Annotated in this window: 14 protein-coding genes; 12 read left to right on the top strand and 2 right to left on the bottom strand. The window is 35.5% G+C overall.

The features are described 5' to 3' along the window. Positions 1 to 9: 9 nt before the first annotated feature. The 8 genes from FD18_RS01685 (at position 10) to FD18_RS01650 (ending at position 11,768) form a co-directional block, all read left to right on the top strand. Positions 10 to 2,349: an ABC transporter ATP-binding protein/permease gene (locus tag FD18_RS01685; protein WP_057718254.1), complete on the top strand. Its 2,340-nt coding sequence runs from the start codon at positions 10 to 12 to the stop codon at positions 2,347 to 2,349. Between the two features lie 163 nt (positions 2,350 to 2,512). After that, the gene (locus FD18_RS01680) at positions 2,513 to 3,904 is read left to right on the top strand and encodes a cytochrome ubiquinol oxidase subunit I (protein ID WP_057718253.1); all 1,392 of its coding nucleotides are present in this window, start codon (positions 2,513 to 2,515) and stop codon (positions 3,902 to 3,904) included. Continuing rightward, the gene (gene cydB / locus FD18_RS01675) at positions 3,904 to 4,926 is read left to right on the top strand and encodes a cytochrome d ubiquinol oxidase subunit II (protein ID WP_057718252.1); all 1,023 of its coding nucleotides are present in this window, start codon (positions 3,904 to 3,906) and stop codon (positions 4,924 to 4,926) included. The genes FD18_RS01680 and cydB overlap by 1 nt, the downstream gene beginning before the upstream one ends. Positions 4,927 to 4,944: 18 nt before the next feature. Continuing rightward, positions 4,945 to 6,762, top strand: a complete 1,818-nt coding sequence (cydD, locus tag FD18_RS01670) for a thiol reductant ABC exporter subunit CydD (protein ID WP_057718251.1) — start codon at positions 4,945 to 4,947, stop codon at positions 6,760 to 6,762. After that, on the top strand, positions 6,759 to 8,504 hold the full coding sequence (gene cydC / locus FD18_RS01665) for a thiol reductant ABC exporter subunit CydC (protein WP_057718250.1): 1,746 nt from the start codon (positions 6,759 to 6,761) through the stop codon (positions 8,502 to 8,504). The genes cydD and cydC overlap by 4 nt, the downstream gene beginning before the upstream one ends. A 20-nt stretch (positions 8,505 to 8,524) precedes the next feature. Then, positions 8,525 to 9,451, top strand: a complete 927-nt coding sequence (locus tag FD18_RS01660; RefSeq protein WP_057718249.1) for a prenyltransferase — start codon at positions 8,525 to 8,527, stop codon at positions 9,449 to 9,451. Between the two features lie 209 nt (positions 9,452 to 9,660). Next, entirely contained in the window at positions 9,661 to 10,593 is a 933-nt protein-coding gene (gene phnD, locus FD18_RS01655) for a phosphate/phosphite/phosphonate ABC transporter substrate-binding protein (protein ID WP_057718248.1), read from the top strand. A gap of 92 nt (positions 10,594 to 10,685) precedes the next feature. After that, positions 10,686 to 11,768, top strand: coding sequence for a BMP family lipoprotein (locus tag FD18_RS01650; protein ID WP_057718247.1), 1,083 nt, complete (start codon positions 10,686 to 10,688; stop codon positions 11,766 to 11,768). A 449-nt stretch (positions 11,769 to 12,217) separates the two neighbouring features. Here FD18_RS01650 and FD18_RS01640 read toward each other — a convergent pair whose 3' ends face one another. Further along, positions 12,218 to 13,057 (bottom strand): aldo/keto reductase, encoded by an 840-nt coding sequence (locus FD18_RS01640; RefSeq protein ID WP_057718245.1) that lies wholly within the window; start codon positions 13,055 to 13,057, stop codon positions 12,218 to 12,220. A 126-nt stretch (positions 13,058 to 13,183) separates the two neighbouring features. Between FD18_RS01640 and FD18_RS01635 the strand changes: the two genes are divergently transcribed. From FD18_RS01635 to FD18_RS01625, 3 genes are all read left to right on the top strand, one after another. Further along, positions 13,184 to 13,903, top strand: a complete 720-nt coding sequence (locus FD18_RS01635) for a glucosamine-6-phosphate deaminase (protein ID WP_057718244.1) — start codon at positions 13,184 to 13,186, stop codon at positions 13,901 to 13,903. A 184-nt stretch (positions 13,904 to 14,087) separates the two neighbouring features. After that, positions 14,088 to 14,738: a deoxynucleoside kinase gene (locus FD18_RS01630; RefSeq protein ID WP_057718243.1), complete on the top strand. Its 651-nt coding sequence runs from the start codon at positions 14,088 to 14,090 to the stop codon at positions 14,736 to 14,738. A gap of 21 nt (positions 14,739 to 14,759) precedes the next feature. Further along, a complete protein-coding gene (locus tag FD18_RS01625) occupies positions 14,760 to 15,434 on the top strand; it encodes a deoxynucleoside kinase (RefSeq protein ID WP_057718242.1) in 675 nt (224 codons plus the stop codon). Positions 15,435 to 15,490: 56 nt separating this feature from the next. Here the strand turns inward: FD18_RS01625 and FD18_RS01620 are convergent, their stop codons facing one another. Next, positions 15,491 to 16,729 carry an alpha-hydroxy-acid oxidizing protein gene (locus FD18_RS01620; protein ID WP_057718241.1) on the bottom strand — a complete coding sequence of 413 codons (1,239 nt, stop codon included), beginning with the start codon at positions 16,727 to 16,729 and terminating at the stop codon, positions 15,491 to 15,493. A gap of 239 nt (positions 16,730 to 16,968) precedes the next feature. Between FD18_RS01620 and FD18_RS01615 the strand changes: the two genes are divergently transcribed. Further along, on the top strand, positions 16,969 to 18,279 hold the full coding sequence (locus FD18_RS01615; protein WP_057718240.1) for an NCS2 family permease: 1,311 nt from the start codon (positions 16,969 to 16,971) through the stop codon (positions 18,277 to 18,279). Positions 18,280 to 18,375: the final 96 nt, after the last annotated feature.

Here is an 18,375-nt window from a genome sequence, read left to right as displayed (position 1 = left end):
GGAAGGAACATGCTACAACTTTTACACTTAAAAAAGACATATCATGTTGGAGACACTGTAACACACGCTCTTAATGACGTTACAATTAACTTTCGTAATAGCGAATTTGTAGCCATTCTAGGACCAAGTGGTTCTGGAAAAACAACACTTTTAAACGTAATCGGTGGCTTAGACCATTATGATTCTGGTGACATCATCATTAACGGTAAGTCTACAAAGAACTTTTCTCAAACTGACTGGGATGCCTACCGTAACAACTCTGTTGGTTTTATTTTCCAAAGTTACAATTTAATTTCTCATCTTTCAATCATTGAAAATGTAGAACTCGGGATGACGCTATCCGGCGTAAGTAGCAATGAGCGTCATGAAAAAGCAATCGCAGCTCTTAAGCGTGTTGGTCTTGGCAATCACTTAAAGAAGCGCCCAAACCAATTATCTGGTGGTCAAATGCAACGTGTTGCCATTGCCCGGGCAATAGCTAATGATCCCGATATTCTTCTTTGTGATGAACCAACTGGTGCGTTAGATACAAAGACTAGCGAAAGTATCATGGAGCTAATTAAAGAATTAAGTCGTGACAAGTTAGTTATCATGGTAACGCACAATCCAGAGTTGGCTGAGGAATATGCTAGTCGAATTGTTCACTTTCAAGACGGAAAAATTCTCAGTGATTCAAATACTTTCGAACCAAAGAAGGAAATAAAAGACACCTTTAAGCTTAAGAAAACCAAAATGTCTTACTGGAATGCTTTAAAACTAAGCTTTACCAATATTATGACTAAGAAAGGTAGGACATTTTTAACTGCTTTTGCTTCTAGTATTGGAATTATTGGGATTGCAATTGTCTTAGCTTTATCGCATGGTTTTCAAAAGCAAATTAACGATACGCAAAGCAAAACATTAGCCAAGTTTCCAATTTCCATCTCGCAAACAGCTACCGATATGAATGCTGCCGCTAATCGAAACGAATCTGACAAAAATATTAAAAATAAAGGTTATCTAGTCGCTTCAAAACCTGGCAACGAGAAAAATACGCATGAAAATAAGATTACTCAATCTTATATAAATTATGTCAAAAAAATTAATCCTGACTATGCTAATAACATTTCATTTATTCGCGGTACCCAGCTTAATCTTTTAACCAATGATAATGGCAAGATCAAACATGTAGAATTTTCTAATGTCAATAATTCAGGATCAGCCATTGCCAGTGCTCAACTTCAAGGAATGAATAGTGTTGGTATTAATACAAGTGTCTTTCCTAAAACACTTGATTCAAAGCATGGAACATTTTTAAAAGATAACTATCAACTTCTCGCTGGTTCCTGGCCAAAGTCAAACAATGATGTGGTTCTTGTTCTAAATAATAAGAATCAAGCCAATATTAATGCACTTAAGAATTTAGGTATTTCAATAAAAGATGGGCAAAAATTAAATCTCAACAAGGTTGTCGGTCAAACTTTTAAAGTAATTAGTAATAACGATTACTATCAAGAACTTCCTACGGGAAACTTTCTCCCACAAAAAGCTTCTAAGTCAATGTACGATTCAAGCAAGTTAACTTTAAAGTTAACTGCTGTAATTCGTGGTAAAAATAATAGTCAGATGGCGCTACTCGACAATGGAATTGCCTATAGCGATGGTTTAACTCAAGAAGTTATTAAGCAAAATGAAAATTCAAATATTATAAAGACTCAAAAGAATAGCTCAACCAATGTTATGACTAATCAGCCAATGAATAAAACTCAAAAAGAACAATTCATTGCCTCACTTGGTGGCTCTAGCATTCCTAGTGGTATTCTAATTTATCCAAATTCTTTTAAATCAAAAGATAAAGTACTGGATTACCTCGATAAATACAATAAAGGTAAATCAAAAGAAGATCAGATTATTTATACAGATATGTCGGGTACGGTAACTAAATTAACCGGTGGTTTGCTTGATGGAATTACTGATGTTTTAGTTGCCTTTGCTGGAATTTCATTAGTTACTTCAATGATTATGATCGGCATTTTGACGTATACTTCAGTACTAGAACGTACTAAAGAAATTGGCGTTCTCAAGGCCCTTGGAGCTAGAAAGCGTGACATTACCAGAGTATTTGACGCCGAAACATTTATTTTGGGACTATTTTCAGGCATCTTAGGTATCTTTCTTGCCTACTTATGTACTTTCCCAATAAATGCAGTATTATATGCCATTACAAAAATGAGTAATGTAGCTCAGCTTGATCCAGTGCAAGCCTTAATCTTAGTAGTCATCAGTACAATTCTAACCATGCTTGGTGGTCATATTCCTGCCCGAATGGCTGCTAAGAAAGATGCAGCAATTGCATTAAGAAGTGAATAACTTGATAAGGATTTCAATCTCGAGATCCTTATTTTTTGTCCCTAATTTACCTAAGAAAAAATTTATAAACTTATTCTTATATATTATTGAAAACGTCATCAATAAAGTATATGCTTAAGGAAACGGATGTTATATATGTGGAAATAGAAATAGGTGAATGAAAATGTTATCGGGTGTAACAATGTTAGATCTTGCCCGCTTCCAATTCGCAATGACTACAGTCTTCCACTTCTTCTTTGTTCCCTTCTCCATCGGGATGGGATTCATTGTATCAATCATGGAAACACTCTACGTCGTTAAAAAGGACGAAGTATACAAAAAGATGGCTCAGTTCTGGGGGAAAATTTATCTTTTGAGCTTTGCTGTTGGGGTAGTTACAGGTCTTATTCAAGAATTCCAATTCGGAATGAACTGGTCTGACTACTCTCGTTTTATGGGAGATATTTTTGGTGCTCCATTAGCCATTGAAGCTTTACTTGCCTTCTTTATGGAATCTACCTTTATTGGCTTATGGATGTTTACTTGGAATAAATTCAAACCAGGTCTTCACTGTGCTTTGGTTTGGATTTCTTTTATCGGCTCAATGTTAAGTGCAATCTGGATTTTGACTGCTAATGCCTTTATGCAACACCCTGTTGGCTATGTCATTAAAAATGGTAAGGCACAGATGGCTAGTTTCTGGGCTTTAATTGCAAACAAACAACTTTGGGCTAGTTTCCCACACGTAGTAATCGGTGCGATCGTTACTGCCTCATTTGTAGTAATTGGTATGGCTGCTTTTGGATTGCTTAGAAAACGCGATGTTAACTTCCACAAGAAGTCAATGAGAGTTGCTTTATGGATTGCTTTATTTGCTTCAATCGCTGAAATTGGGGCTGGTGACTATCAAACTCAAGTTGAAATTCATGAACAACCAATGAAGTTTGCTGCAACTGAAGGTGTTTACGAAACTACTGGTGATCATGCACCTTGGGATATCGTAGCTAACTTAAATACGAAAGAACATAAAAATGAAGGTGCAATTTCTATTCCTGATGTTTTAACTATTCTTACTTACCATAAGACTAGCGGTTCTATTAAAGGAATGAACCAAATTAATAAGGAATTACATGCTAAATATGACAAGAAATTTGGCAAGGACATGAGCTATTATGTGCCTGTCAAGACCTTGTTCTATAGCTTCAGAATTATGGCAGGTTTTGGTGCCTTATTCGCATTACTTTCAATCCTAGGTTTAATTTGGACTCGTCCAAAGAAGAACACAATTGAAAATAAGCGTTGGTTCTTAGGGATTTTAGGTATTTCTACCTTCCTTCCATTTGTTGCTAATACTTGTGGTTGGTTCATTACAGAATTGGGTCGTTTTCCATGGACTGTTTATGGTCTCTTCACAATTGCCGACTCGATTTCTGCAAGTACAACGACAGGTGAACTTTGGTTCACAAACATTATGTACTTCCTTATCTTCTCAACGCTTGGCGCAGTGATGATTTACTACTGCAAGCGCCAACTTGACATGGGTGTAGCTGATACACTTGAAAGGGGTGCATACTAATGATCGATGGAATTGACTTTTTACAGTTGCTTTGGTTTTTATTGATTGGCTTACTCTTCATGATCTTCTACTTCACTGAAGGTTTTGACTATGGGGTAGGTATGGCAACTAAATTTTTAGCTAGAAATGATCAAGAAAAGCATCTCATGATGGAAACTATTGGCCCACACTGGGATGGAAACGAAGTATGGCTAATTACAGCTGGTGGTGCCATGTTTGCTTCATTTTCTGATTGGTATGCAAGTTTATTTAGTGGATATTATATTCTGCTCTTCTTTACCTTATTTGCCTTAATTATTAGAGGGGTATCATTCGAATTCTCTGCCCATGCAGAAACTGAACATGGCTTTAGAATTTGGACTGGAACTTTATTCTGGGGAAGTTTACTAGCGCCATTCTTCTTAACAATGATGTTTGGTAGTTTAATCCAGGGTGTTCCAATTGATGCTCAAGGAAATATGAGCTTAAGTTTCTGGAATATAGTTAACCCACTCTCCGTTGTAGCGGGAGTTGCTGGAGTACTTCTTTGTTTAATTCACGGCATTAATTTCTTAAGATTAAGAATTGATGACCCTGAATTAAGTGAACGTGCTGCTAGTTTAAACGAAAAGCTTTATCTTGTAGCATATATCGGTGAAGTTGTTTTTGCCTTATTGATCTTCTTCCAAACTGATTTCTTTAAGCTAAGACCAATTTCTTCCACAATTATTACTTTAATCATTATTGCTTTAACTGCTTGGTCAGATATTGCTTTGATCAAAAATAAGCAAGCCACTGCTTTTGTAACAAGTGGATTGACTTTAGTTGCTGTTGTTGGACTTTTATTCAACGGACTATTCCCACGTGTATTAATCGCTACTGATCCAGCTCACTCACTATTAATTAAGACTGCTGCTAACTCCAAATTGACACTTGAGGTAATGACGATTGTAGCTCTTATCCTCTTGCCAATTGCATTAGCTTATATTATCTGGTCATATGTAGTATTTAGACGCAGAATTAAGGTAACCCAAAATGCTTAATCTAGAACAGGAATAAAAATGATTGATAAACGACTTTTCAAATTGCCAAAAGCCAAAATCATGCTCGCAATGCTTGCAGGACTAATGTTCTTGCAAGCATTTGCTATTTTGGGGCAAGGAATATTTCTTGCTCAAGCAATTGTCGGCTCTTGGAAACGACATCCCTTTACCGATATTACACAAGATGTTTTACTATTTTTAATTTTTTATTTATTGAGACAAGGAATTAATTGGTTTCAAAAATGGTACATGAACCGTTACGCTAATCAAACAACTACTCTCTTGCGTAAGCAGCTCCTTAATAAAACTTACGATGGAGGAATTGCTCTTGTATCAAGAATTGGAACGGGAAATTTAGTTTCGACCTTTCTTGATGGCATGGATGAAATATCTAACTATTTATCCTTAATCTTTCCTAAATTAATAGCTCTAGCAATTATTCCGTGGGTGATTTTAATCTACGTCTTTACATTAAATGCACTTTCTGGCTGGATTTTACTGTTAGTTTTTCCTTTATTGATCTTGTTCATGATTATTTTAGGAACAGCAGCCCAAAGTAAAGCTATTAAACAATATGCTGGTTACGTTAAATTACAAAATCACTTTGTAGATGCTTTGCGTGGACTAAGTACTTTAAAAGTTCTGGGACTTGCTAGACGATATGGAAATATTGTTTATAAAAATAGTGAAAATTACCGCAAAAAAACTATGGGTGTTTTAAGAGTTGCTATCTTATCAACTTTTACACTCGATTTCTTTACTACTTTATCAATTGCAATGATTGCTATGTTTTTAGGAATTGGTTTGATCAATGGCAATCTGATTCTTTATCCTTCACTTGTTATATTGATCCTATCACCTGAATATTTTTTACCAATCCGTGATTTTGGTAATGACTTCCATGCTACTTTAAATGGAAAAAACGCACTTGGACAGATTTTTGATATCCTGTCTTTTCCTACTACTCCGCAAGAAGACCAATTATCACGTTTCACGTGGAACAAAGGCAGTACGCTTATAGCTAAAGATCTTTCTTTTAACTATAGTCATGTTGATCAAAATAAATTTACTGTTAATAAAAACGCCAAAATGACTGGTGTAGTTAAAAATAAAAAATCATCTGCGCAAACCAGTCATACAGTTGATGAATTACAAAATATCAACTTAAACCTTACTGGATTTCAAAAAGTTGGTATTATTGGTCCAACAGGCGCAGGTAAAACGACTTTAATGCGAATTTTAGCTGGATTTCTCACCCCACACCTTAAAGAAGATAACTTCATCGTTAATGGACAAAATCTTACTCAACTCAATCAAAAGAATTGGCAAAATCAAATTACTTATATCCCTCAGGATCCATACATGTTTGCTGCTAGTATCAAAGACAATTTGATCTTCTATAATCCCGATGCCAATCAAGAAGAGATCAATACAGCATTAAAAGCAACTGACTTAAATAATTTTATTGCCAGCTTAAAAGATGGTTTGAATACTAAAATTGGTGAAAATGGGCGTGGTATTTCTGGTGGTCAAAAGCAGCGAATCGCACTAGCACGTGCTTTTTTAGCTAAAGATCGCAGGATTCTATTCTTCGATGAGCCTACTGCTCACCTTGATATCGAGACTGAATACGAATTAAAAGAACCAATGAAAAAATTAATGGAAAACCATTTAGTATTTTTCACAACTCACCGCTTGCACTGGTTGAATGACATGGACTGGTGTCTAGTGATTGAAAATGGGGAAATTGTTGAACAAGGTACACCTGCTGATTTAGCTAAAAATGGAACTGCTTTTAAGAAACTAACTCAGCCACTGAAAGAAGACCTATTATGATGAATAAAAAATTTTCTTGGAAAAATGATCACTGGATCAAACCATACCTAGCACAATATAAATGGAACTTTCTCTTAGCAATTTTTATCGGCGTTGTAATGTTCTTTTGCGGTGGAGCTTTGATGTTTTATGCAGGCTATACCATCGATAAGGCCGCTACTCGTCCTGAAAACATTTTGATGATTTATGTACCAATCGTTTTAATGCGAGCTGTTGGTATCGGCCGGCCTTTATTTAGATATTTAGAGCGTTTAGTATCTCATAACTGGATTTTACGCGTCACTAGTTCTTTGAGAAGACGCCTCTTTTACATTGCTGAAAGAAATACTTCAGCTGTTGGCTCAAATTTTCAAACAGGCAGTATTTTGTCTCTTCTTACTGATGATATTGGTCATTTACAAAACCTTTACCTAAGAACTATCTTTCCTGCGATCTTGAGCTACTTAGTTGGCTTTATCGTAGTAATTTTGCTTGGGCTCTTTTCTTGGCCCTTAGCTGGAGTAATTGCAATTTTACTAGTTGCAGAACTAGTATTAGTACCTTTCTTTTCTCTCTTAAAGCAAGCGGCCGTACGTACTAAAGAAAAAGAAGAAAAAGCAAAGCTTTATACAGAATTTACTGATCAAGTTCTAGGAGCTGGGGATTGGAAAATTTCTGGTCGAAAAGCTGACTTTTTCAATCAAACAAAAAACACATTAAAGTCTTTAAGTAAAAACGAAAAGAAGTCTGGAAAGTTTGATTGGGCAAGAGATTTTGGACTTGAGTTTATTTTTGGTTTAATGGCTGTTACCTTACTTTATTTTACTAACCAAACACTCACTTACAATCAAGAGGCCGCAAACTATGTTGGAGCTGTAGTCTTAGCCCTCTTCCCTTTATCAGATGCCTTTATTCCAGTTGGACAGGGAATTGAAGAATGGCATACCTATAGTGATTCAGTGAAGCATTTAAACGAATTAAAAGTACCAGAAAACCGTTTGCCAGCTCAAGAACATCTTGATCCTGCCTTTGCAGGTACCTTAAAAGTATCAGATATTTCATTCACTTATCCTAAGGAAGATCATCCAATTATTCAAAACTTTTCGCTCACTCTAAAAAAAGGTCAAAAAGCCGCTTTAATCGGCCCATCAGGTGCTGGTAAAAGTACTATTTTGCAATTAATCTTAGGTGATTTAAAACCTAGCCAAGGGACTGTGACACTCGACCATTTAAACGTTCTTAAACTTCAAAAGGAACGCTCAAAGTTATTCTCGGTTCTAAACCAAGAACCATTTTTGTTTAATACAACTATTTACGAAAATCTCAAAATGGCTAACCCAGATGCTACTACAGATCAAATGATGGAAATTTTAGGAAAAGTCCAGCTAGCCGATTTTGTTAATTCACTTCCTAAGAAGCTAGACACAGAAGTAGCTGAAGCTGGAGCACGCTTTTCAGGCGGTCAGAAAGAACGATTAGCACTAGCACGTGTACTTTTGCAAGACACACCAATCGTCCTCTTAGACGAGCCCACTGTTGGTTTAGATCCTCTTACAGAACAAAAACTTTTAAATTTAGTGTTTGAAGTTTTAAAAAATAAGACAGTCGTTTGGGTAACCCACCACTTACAAGGTGTAAAATATATGAACGAAGTTCTCTTCTTTAAAGATGGCAAAGTTACAATGCAGGGAAATCCACATGAACTTTTTAAGCATAATGAACATTTCCACCAACTTTATTTAATGGATCAAGGACTAATCTAAAAAATAGAAAGAAGTTTACTATGTCTGCTGAAGCTAAGCAAGGCTACTATGAATTAGTTGAACCACGTACGCTGTTTAATTCCATTATTCCGGTCTTATTAGGAATGATGTATACCGAATATAATTTTCAATTGTTTAGAATTTTCCCCACAATTGAAATGTGTATTGCCACCATTGTTTTACAAATTTTTATGAATGTAAATGATGGCTATTGGGATTATAAACGTGAAAAAGCTGCCAAAACTGGCGACCATAAGAAGAATCCGGTTGGTAAGTATCATCTTAATCCAAAACACGTTTTAGCTTTTGTTTGGATACTATTCATCATTTCAGCTGTTTGCGCTGTTCTAATTGGATTTCAAACTAATATCTATATTTGGATTATTGGAATTATTTGTTACGCTATTGCTATTTCCTATTCAACGGGTTCACATACAATTTCTGCTGGACCCTTTGGAGAGATTGCGGCTTGTTTTGCAATGGGTTTTGGTATTTTCTTGGTAATGGTTTATATTAATGTTTGTTCTAAGGTCTCTTTTAATTGGAACTTTATTTGGCCAATTATTCTAGCTGCTGGAATACCGGAGATTTGTAACTTTACTTTAATGCTTGGTAACAATTTATGTGATCATGACGCAGATATTGCAAATGGACGTCATACTTTAGTTTCATACATTGGAATCAAAGGTGGCTTATATTTATTTGTGTTTAACTATTTACTAGGATTTTTCCTAACTGGTTGGGCAATTTGGATTAGTGTGCTTCCTTGGAGTGTAGCTTTAATTTTAATTTGTATTCCAACCATCTATAAGAACATGCGCTTTCTTTGGAAGATTCAAACAAAGCCGAAATCATTTCCTAAAGTTGTTCAAAATACGCAAGTATTGTTTATTACTGAAGCCGTTGGGTTCTTTATTGGTTTAATTCTAAACCTCAGAATTAGATAACTTTTTATCCAGATGTTATTCATCTGGATTTATTGTTTCTAATTTCACTACTATTATAGTTAATTGGTTGATTTTATCAGTATTTTTAAAATAAAACACGAACAATTATTTTGATATATCACAAAATTATACAGTTTTTCTATTGAATTTAAAGCTATAGTCTGCTATCTTTGAATCGTCAACTTCATTAAATAGTTCTGGAGGAAAAAATGAAGATAAAGAAATTTTTGATTGCTGCCACTATGGTTTTACTTGCTGCAACAACTGCAGCTTGCTCGAACAGTAAATCTGCTTCTAAATCAAGCGATGGTTATACTCCTAAAGAGTTAAACGTTCAATTCGTTCCTAGTGTTCAAGCTTCTAAACTTGAAGCTAAGGCTAAACCATTACAAGGTTTACTTGAAAAGCAATTGCACATGCCTGTTCACGTAACTGTTTCAACTGATAACTCTGCTTTAGTTGAAGCAATGGCATCTAAGAAAGTTGATGTTGGTTTCTTACCACCTGATGCTTATGTTTTAGCCCACAAGCGTGGAGTAGCCGATGTTTTACTACAAGCACAACGTTACGGCTATGACGAACCAAGCGGTAAGCAAAATAATAAATTAATGGACAGCTATCGTTCAATGATCGTTGTTAAAAAAGGTTCTAAGATCAAGTCCTGGAAGGACCTTAAAGGTAAGACAATTGCCGTTCAAGATCCAACCTCTACTTCTGGTTACGTTCTTCCAATCGCCGAACTTCACAAGAAGGGCTTAAACGTACCTAAGGACTGTAAGTTAGTTCAAGTTAAGGGACACGATCAAGCTGTTTTATCAGTTTATAACGGAGACGCTGACGCTGCCTTTATCTTCTCAGATGCTCGTCCACTTGCTGCCAAAGATGCACCAGCTGTAATGAAGGATGTTGTTCCAATTTACTTCACTAAGTACATTCCAAACGATACTGTTTCAGTTAGAAGTGATATGTCTAAGTCATTTAAGAAGAAGCTTGCCAAGGCATTCAAGGATATTGCCAAGACCAAGAAAGGTAAGAAGATTCTTGAAAACATTTATCAACATTACGGTTATGTAGATTCTAAAGACTCTAACTTCAACATCGTTCGTGAATACGAAGCTGAAGCTAAGAAAGCTCAAAAATAAGTTTAATATTTTTAAAGGCCACCCTACTTTGACTTGTAGGATGGCCTTTTTCTCGTTTAAAATTAGAATAGATTTTTAACCGAGGTTTTTAAATGAAACTAAATAAAAAATTTTCTCTACTAATAGCAACAGGTGCTTTTATCTTAGGATTAAGTGCTTGTACTAAACCCACTCATGAAACACAAACAATTAAAAAGTCAGATAGTCATATTGCTTTAATCTCAGATGTTAATGGTGTTAAAGATAACTCACTTAATCAATCTGCATGGCAAGGTTTAAAAAATTACGGTACTAAAAATAATCTTTCTGAAGGCAATAACGGCTATAACTACTTTATCCCTAAAGACTCCAAAGATTATCAAGCAAGTATCAATGACGCATTAGACAAAAAATTTTCAACTATTATTAGCGTGGGCTATATGATAAAACCAACTATTGTTAAAACCGCTAAAAATAATCCTCATAAAAACTTTGTCGTCATTGATACACATGCACCTAAGCTTAAAAACGTATCTAGTATTTCTTTTAAAAATCAAGAAGGCGCCTATCTTGCAGGAGTTGCAGCTGCTTACACTACCAAAAGCAATACGGTTGGCATTGTTTTAGGACAAAATAGTAAAGAACTAAATACTTTTAAAGCTGGATTTATCCAAGGAGTAGTCACTACTGGTCACAAACTTCATAAACATATTAAAGTGATAAATCAAACCGTAGGTAATTTTTCAGATGTTAATAAAGCACACGATATTGCCCAGGAAATGTATGATAAAAAAGCCGATGTGATTTTTCAAGTTGCTGGTAAAAGTGGTCAAGGAGTCTTCAAAGCTGCCAAAGAGGTTAATCAAGCACAACCTGTAAAACAAAAGGTGTGGGTAATTGGTTCAGATGAAGATCAAACTAAACTTGGAAATTACCAAGCAAAGGGAGGTCAGCCTTCCAATTTTACCCTTACTTCAGTTATCAAGAGTGCTGACCTTGCAGTAGAAAAACTTGCTGACGAAACTGCCAAAGGTAAGTTTCCTGCTGGTAAAAATCTGAGTTATGGACTTAAAAACAATGGGATTTCTTTAGTTCAAGGAAATCTGTCATATCATACTTGGATTCAAGTTCAAAAAGCAAAGCAAAAAATCATCTACGGGAAAATCAAAGTAGAAAGAAGTCTCAACAACAATTAATTTATCCAAATTTATATGATCGCTAAAAGAGTCATAATATCAACTTATTTATAAATCAAAAGCCGCTTTTATTATTTTTCTCCGCAATCTCAAACCTAAAAAGGATGATAAATTTTATGAATCTTATCATAATCATTGTGATCAAGATCGTTCAAAACAATTGCCAGATAGAGCTACAAAGATTATTATTAATTCACAAAAATCAGCTGCTAACCAAAGCGAAGATTTACAAGCTTTGGCTAAACTGATGAATAACGAACTCGTAAATTTAAATAAACATTTTGATTGTGCACAAAAAAAAATTAAAGAAATCAATGAAGATCTCGAAAAGTTGATAAAGATATATAAATAAAATCGTAAAAAAATAATTCTTAAAGCAAAAAGATTGATTAACCAACGTTTTAGTAACGTGGTTAATCAATCTTTTTTATTTTATAAATATTTCCAAACTATATCATCGCAAGCGGAATCTTTTCAGTCGGTTGCGTAAAGTCATTATCGATTAATTTTATTTCATCTGAAGTTAGTTTAATATCTTGAGCAGCAATATTTTCCTTCATGTGTTTAACTGTGCCTGCTTTAGGAATCGATAAAACATTGCCATGTCTCAAAGTCCAAGCGAGCATCACTTGATGCGGCGTTACATGGTGAGCGCGAGCAACAATCTTAAGATTATTAGTAATTCTGATTGAATCACCCTTACCTGAATTAAAGGGAGAATATCCAATAAAGCCAACGCCGTGCTTTTCTTGCCAAGGTAAGACGTCGTACTCTACCCCTCGCTCAGAGAGATTATATAGATCTTCATTAGCAAAACAGTCTTTTCCGCCAGGAACGCTAAATAGTTCTTCTAAATCAGCCACATCAAAATTTGACACACCCCAATGACGAATTAGTCCTTCTTTTTCTAATTCTTTAAGTCCCCGAACCGTTTCAGATAAACGCTTATCTCCGCGCCAGTGGAGTAAATATAAATCTAAATAATCGGTTCCTAGTCTTTTTAAGCTTTTTTCTAAACTTTGGCGCTCTAATTCTGGAGAAGCATGATATGGATAAAATTTCGAAATTAAAAAGATTTTACTCCGGTCATAGCCTCTAATCGCCTCGCCAACTAGCTTTTCACTTTTTCCTTCACCATACATTTCCGCAGTATCGATTACTTTAATTCCATGATCTAAGCCATAGCGAAGGGCAGCAAGTTCATCTTTTTTCTTTGAAGTGTCTTCGCCAATTCCCCAAGTTCCCATACCTAAACCTGATAGATTACTTTCCTCAAAACTCTTCTCCATCTCTTCTCACCTCACCTAGATTTTACCGCAGAAAAAAATAAAATTAAAAATGTTAGCGGTTTAGTTTGACTAGACCAATTTTATATTTTATAATGGACTAGACCAATGGATGAGGAGGTATATATTATGAAAATCATCGTAACTAAAGATAATATTGAAGGCGGCACTAAGGCATTTGAAATTATTAAAAAGGGAATGGAAAATGGTGACAAAGTTTTAGGTTTAGCTACTGGTTCTTCTCCAATTCCAATGTATGACGATATGTGCGACAGCGACTTAGACTTCTCTGACATGACAAGTATCAACTTAGATGAATATTATGGCTTACATCCAGATAATGACCAAAGCTATCACTACTTCATGCAAAAGCACTTATTCGATAAGAAACCTTTCAAGCACTCATATATTCCAAACGGAATGGCAAAGGATATCGATGAAGAAGTTGATCGTTATAACGACATTATCGCTGCAAATCCTATTGATATCCAAATTTTAGGTGTTGGTAGAAACGGACACATTGCGTTCAACGAACCGGGAACTCCTTTTGGCAGCTTAACCCATAAAGTTCAATTAACTGAAAGTACTATTAAAGCAAACTCACGCTTCTTCGATAATGAAGACGAAGTTCCTCGTCAAGCTATTTGTATGGGAATTAGATCAATCATGAACAGTAAAAAGATCGTTCTACTTGCTTTCGGTGAATCAAAACAAGATGCTGTTAAGGCATTAGTCGAAGGTCCCGTTACTGAAGAAGTTCCTGCATCTATCTTACAAGATCACCCAGATGTAACAATTATTTGCGACGAAGTAGCTGCTGCAAAGCTTGATCCAAAATACAGAAATTAATCCTCATTTAAAACCGTTTATTTTAGCGAATTAATCTTTTTTAGATTAGTTCGTTTTTTCTTTTTTGCGATTTTTTTGCGTGTTCGCTTGACTTTTTTCTTTTATAGCAAATTAAAAAACCACTTGTTTTCATACCAGATATTGAATTACACTATTAAAGCAAACTATATATTGTAGAAAGAACGTGATGACAGTTATTGTATTGAGCGGGCCTATTGGAGCCGGAAAATCCAGTTTAACCAGTCTTCTTGCAGAACATCTAGGCACCCAAGCCTTTTATGAAGGCGTAGATAACAACCCAATTTTGCCACTTTATTATAAAGACATGGCACACTATACTTTTCTTTTAAATACCTATCTTCTAAATCACCGTTTGGCTCAAATCAACCAAGCTATTCGCGATCACAACAGTGTGTCTGATCGTTCCATTTACGAAGATGCTTTATTTTTCAAAATGAATGTTGATAGTGGTATTGCAGATCCTACTGAGTTTAAGATCTATGACAGCTTACTTGAGAACATGATGGAACAAGCACCAGGTAATCCAAGTAAGAAACCTGATCTTCTAATCTATATTCATGTATCTCTTGATACCATGCTTTACCGCATTCAAAAGCGGGGCCGGAAGTTTGAGCAATTATCAACTGATCCAGATCTAAAAGACTACTATGCACGTCTTTTATCCTATTATGAGCCTTGGTATGAAAAATATAATGCATCCCCAAAGATGATGATTGACGGCGACAAGTATGATTTCGTCGCAGATGAAGATGCACGAAAAGAAGTTATTAGCACAATCGATCAAAAACTTGCTGAGATAGGTAATTTGAACTAGTTAACGAATAGAAGGAACGTGATGACAGTTATTGTATTAAGTGGTCCCATTGGAGCCGGAAAATCCAGTCTAACAGGTATTCTATCTAAATATTTAGGTACTAATCCTTTTTATGAAAGTGTAGACGATAATCCTGTTTTGCCATTATTCTACGAAAATCCCAAAAAGTACGCTTTTTTATTGCAAGTTTATTTCTTAAATACTCGCTTCCAAAGTATTAAAGCAGCGTTAACTGATGATAATAACGTACTTGATCGTTCTATCTACGAAGACGCACTTTTCTTCCAAATGAATGCCGATATTGGTCGTGCAACTAAAGAAGAAGTAGATACATATTACGAACTTCTACATAATATGATGAGTGAATTAGATCGGATGCCTAAAAAGAATCCTGATCTGCTTGTCCATATCGATGTTTCATACGATACCATGCTTAAACGTATTCAAAAACGTGGTCGTAATTATGAACAATTGAGTTATGATCCAAGTTTAGAAGACTATTACAAGCGCCTGCTCCGCTACTACAAGCCATGGTATGAGAAGTATGATTATTCACCAAAAATGACTATTGATGGTGATAAATTAGACTTCATGGCTAGTGAAGAAGATCGTCAAGAAGTCTTGAACCAAATCGTTGCTAAACTCAAAGAAATGGGTAAGCTTGACGAAAATTGGAAACCTAATTTAGTTAAATAAAGCAAAAACTGCGATCGTGTTGGATCGCAGTTTTTTCATATATTCATCCCATTAAACTAATGTCTTGAAGCACCGCTGACGGCATCGGCTGCTTCACCAGTTAATTGATTTTCTTTAGTAACAGGATATGGCTTCATAACACTCTTACTCGTTGAAGAAATTCCCCAATCAGCTGTATAGTCAATATGATCAATCTTGGCATGTTTAATATCTTCAATTGTTTTACAACCAGTTAATTGCATATCAATTAACAATTCTTTATTCAATTGTTCAATAACTGATTGAACACCTTGGGCACCACCAAGTGCTAAACCATATAAGAATGGACGTCCAATACCAACTAAGTCGGCACCCAATGCTAATGCCTTAAAGACATGAGAACCACGACGAACACCGCCATCAAGAATAATTGGAACACGGTGGTCATAACTCTTAACAGCTTTAGCAATTTCTGGCAAAACATCAATTGTAGCAGGAGCTCCGTCAACTTCACGTCCTCCGTGGTTAGAAACTACAATTCCGTCTGCTCCAGCACCAATTGCAAGCATTGCATCTTCTGCGCATTCAATACCCTTAACAATTACAGGCACATCGGCAATTTCCTTAATCTTCCGAATATCGTCTGGTCCAATATTTTGTGCAGAGGAGGCATACATTTGAGCAACACTTTGACCTTCACCTTTTCCGCCATTCCACTCATTAAAGAAAGCAAGTGGTACAGGATAAGTGAAATTAGTCCGCAAGTTTGCTTCACGATAACCACTAACTAGTGCATCTACTGTTAAGAAGAAACCAGTGAAACCAGCTTTAACAGATTCTTCAATTACCATCTTATTAAAGTCCCAATTTTTACTTAGGTACAACTGCATATAACGAGGAGAATCTCCAACTGCTGCTTGAACCTCTTGAACACTCTTATTAGCATATGTACTCATTCCAAACAAGGAACCTGCAGCCTTTGCACCCTTAGCAGTATCAATTTCTGCTTCTGCATTAGCAATACCATGACAGGCAATTGGACAGATCATAACAGGAGTCTTTAACTTCATCCCTAAAAATTCAGTATTTAATTCCGGATCCTGCATTCCAGTTAGAGCACGAGGAACAATTTGAAAATGATTAAATGCCTGCGTATTATTACGCCAAGTCCATTCGTTTTCAGCCCCACTAGCTATGTAGTAGTAGGCTGCTTCTGGTATTACATATTTTGCTTCATTTTCTAGTTCATTCAAATTAACCATATGTAATTTTTCTTCTCTAGTACTTTGTGGAAAGCCCTTATAGTAAGTTGTCATCAAATTTTCCTCCAATCATTCAGTAGGTTTCTATCTATCTTAATTTTAGGACTGTTTAATCTATTTATTAAATAAAAGCTATTATGAAATAATTCACTAAGTACCAATTAAACACTCTACATAGCTTTTTTAGCGCTTTCTCGAATTAAAATTCGTGTTTACATTTATTTATTTGAATGCTACACTGTAAAAGTTGCTTATTTAAAGCTAAAAAACGAACATTATGTCTGGAGGACAAAATGAATTTTATAAAAAACTACTTTCATTTAGAAAAGTTGGGAACTAATATTAGAACTGAATTCATTGCAGGTCTAACTACCTTTATTAGTATGTCTTACATCCTTTTTGTTAATCCAAGTGTTCTTGGTGCTAGTGGCATGAATACGGGAGCTGTTTTCACTGCTACTGCCCTAGCTGCCGCTCTTGGTACAGCAATCATGGGTATTGTAGCTAATTATCCAATTGGTGAAGCACCTGCTTTAGGTATTAACGCCTTCTTTGCTTATACAGTATGTATTGGTATGAAAGTATCCTGGGAAACCGCGTTAGCTAGTGTTTTCGTTGCATCAATTATTTTCATTTTAATTACTTTATTTAAGTTAAGAGAAAAGATTATTGATTCAATTCCTTCAGACTTAAAATTTGCCATTTCATCAGGTATCGGTCTTTTTATTGCCTTCCTCGGTTTACAAAATGGTGGTTTAATTGTTGCTAACAAGTCGACTTTAGTTGGTTTAGGATCACTTCATAATCCACTTGTTTGGATCACGATTTTTGGCTTAATCGTTACTGTAATTTTAATGATCTTAGGCGTTCCAGGTGCAATTTTCATCGGAATGATTGCAGCATCAATTTTCGGTATTTGTACTGGTCAAATTGCTGTACCACATAAGTTTATTTCTTTAGCGCCAAGCCTTGCACCAACCTTTGGACAAGCAATTTTCCACGTTAAGGACATTAATTCACTTCAAATGTGGGTTGTCGTTTTAACCTTCTTACTTGTTACTTTCTTTGATACTGCTGGTACTTTAATTGGTCTTGCTCAACAAGCTGGCTTTATGAAAAACAATAAAATGCCACGTGTTGGTAAAGCACTCGCAGCTGATTCAACTGCTATGATGTTTGGTTCAATCTTCGGTACTTCACCTGTTGGTGCCTTTGTTGAATCAAGTGCTGGTATTGCAGTTGGTGGACGTTCTGGTTTAACTGCTGTCTTTGTTGCTATCTTCTTCTTAATCTCAATGATCTTTAGTCCATTGCTTGGCGTCTTCACTACTCAAGTAACTGCTCCTGCTTTAATTATTGTTGGAGTTTTAATGGCACAAAACACTGCGCATATTCACTGGAATAAGTTAGAAATTGCTGTTCCTGCCTTCTTAATTCTACTAGGTATGCCACTTACCTACTCAATTTCTGACGGTTTGGCATTAGGAATGATTACTTACCCAATTTGTATGGTTTCTGCAAAACGTGGTAAAGAAGTTAGCCCAATGATGTGGGTACTATTTGTAGTATTTATTATCTTCTTATGGGTTTTAAATTTTAAGTAGGATAAAATTTACTAATAAAAATACCGATTTATCATCCATCTGATATAGTCCTACTTTAGTAGACAGTACAAATATATAAAGTACTATCTATGAAAG

The organism is Lactobacillus taiwanensis DSM 21401, from assembly GCF_001436695.1.
Lineage (GTDB): Bacteria > Bacillota > Bacilli > Lactobacillales > Lactobacillaceae > Lactobacillus > Lactobacillus taiwanensis.
Note: the sequence above shows the minus strand (reverse complement) of the source record. Positions and strands in the feature narration are given on the sequence as shown.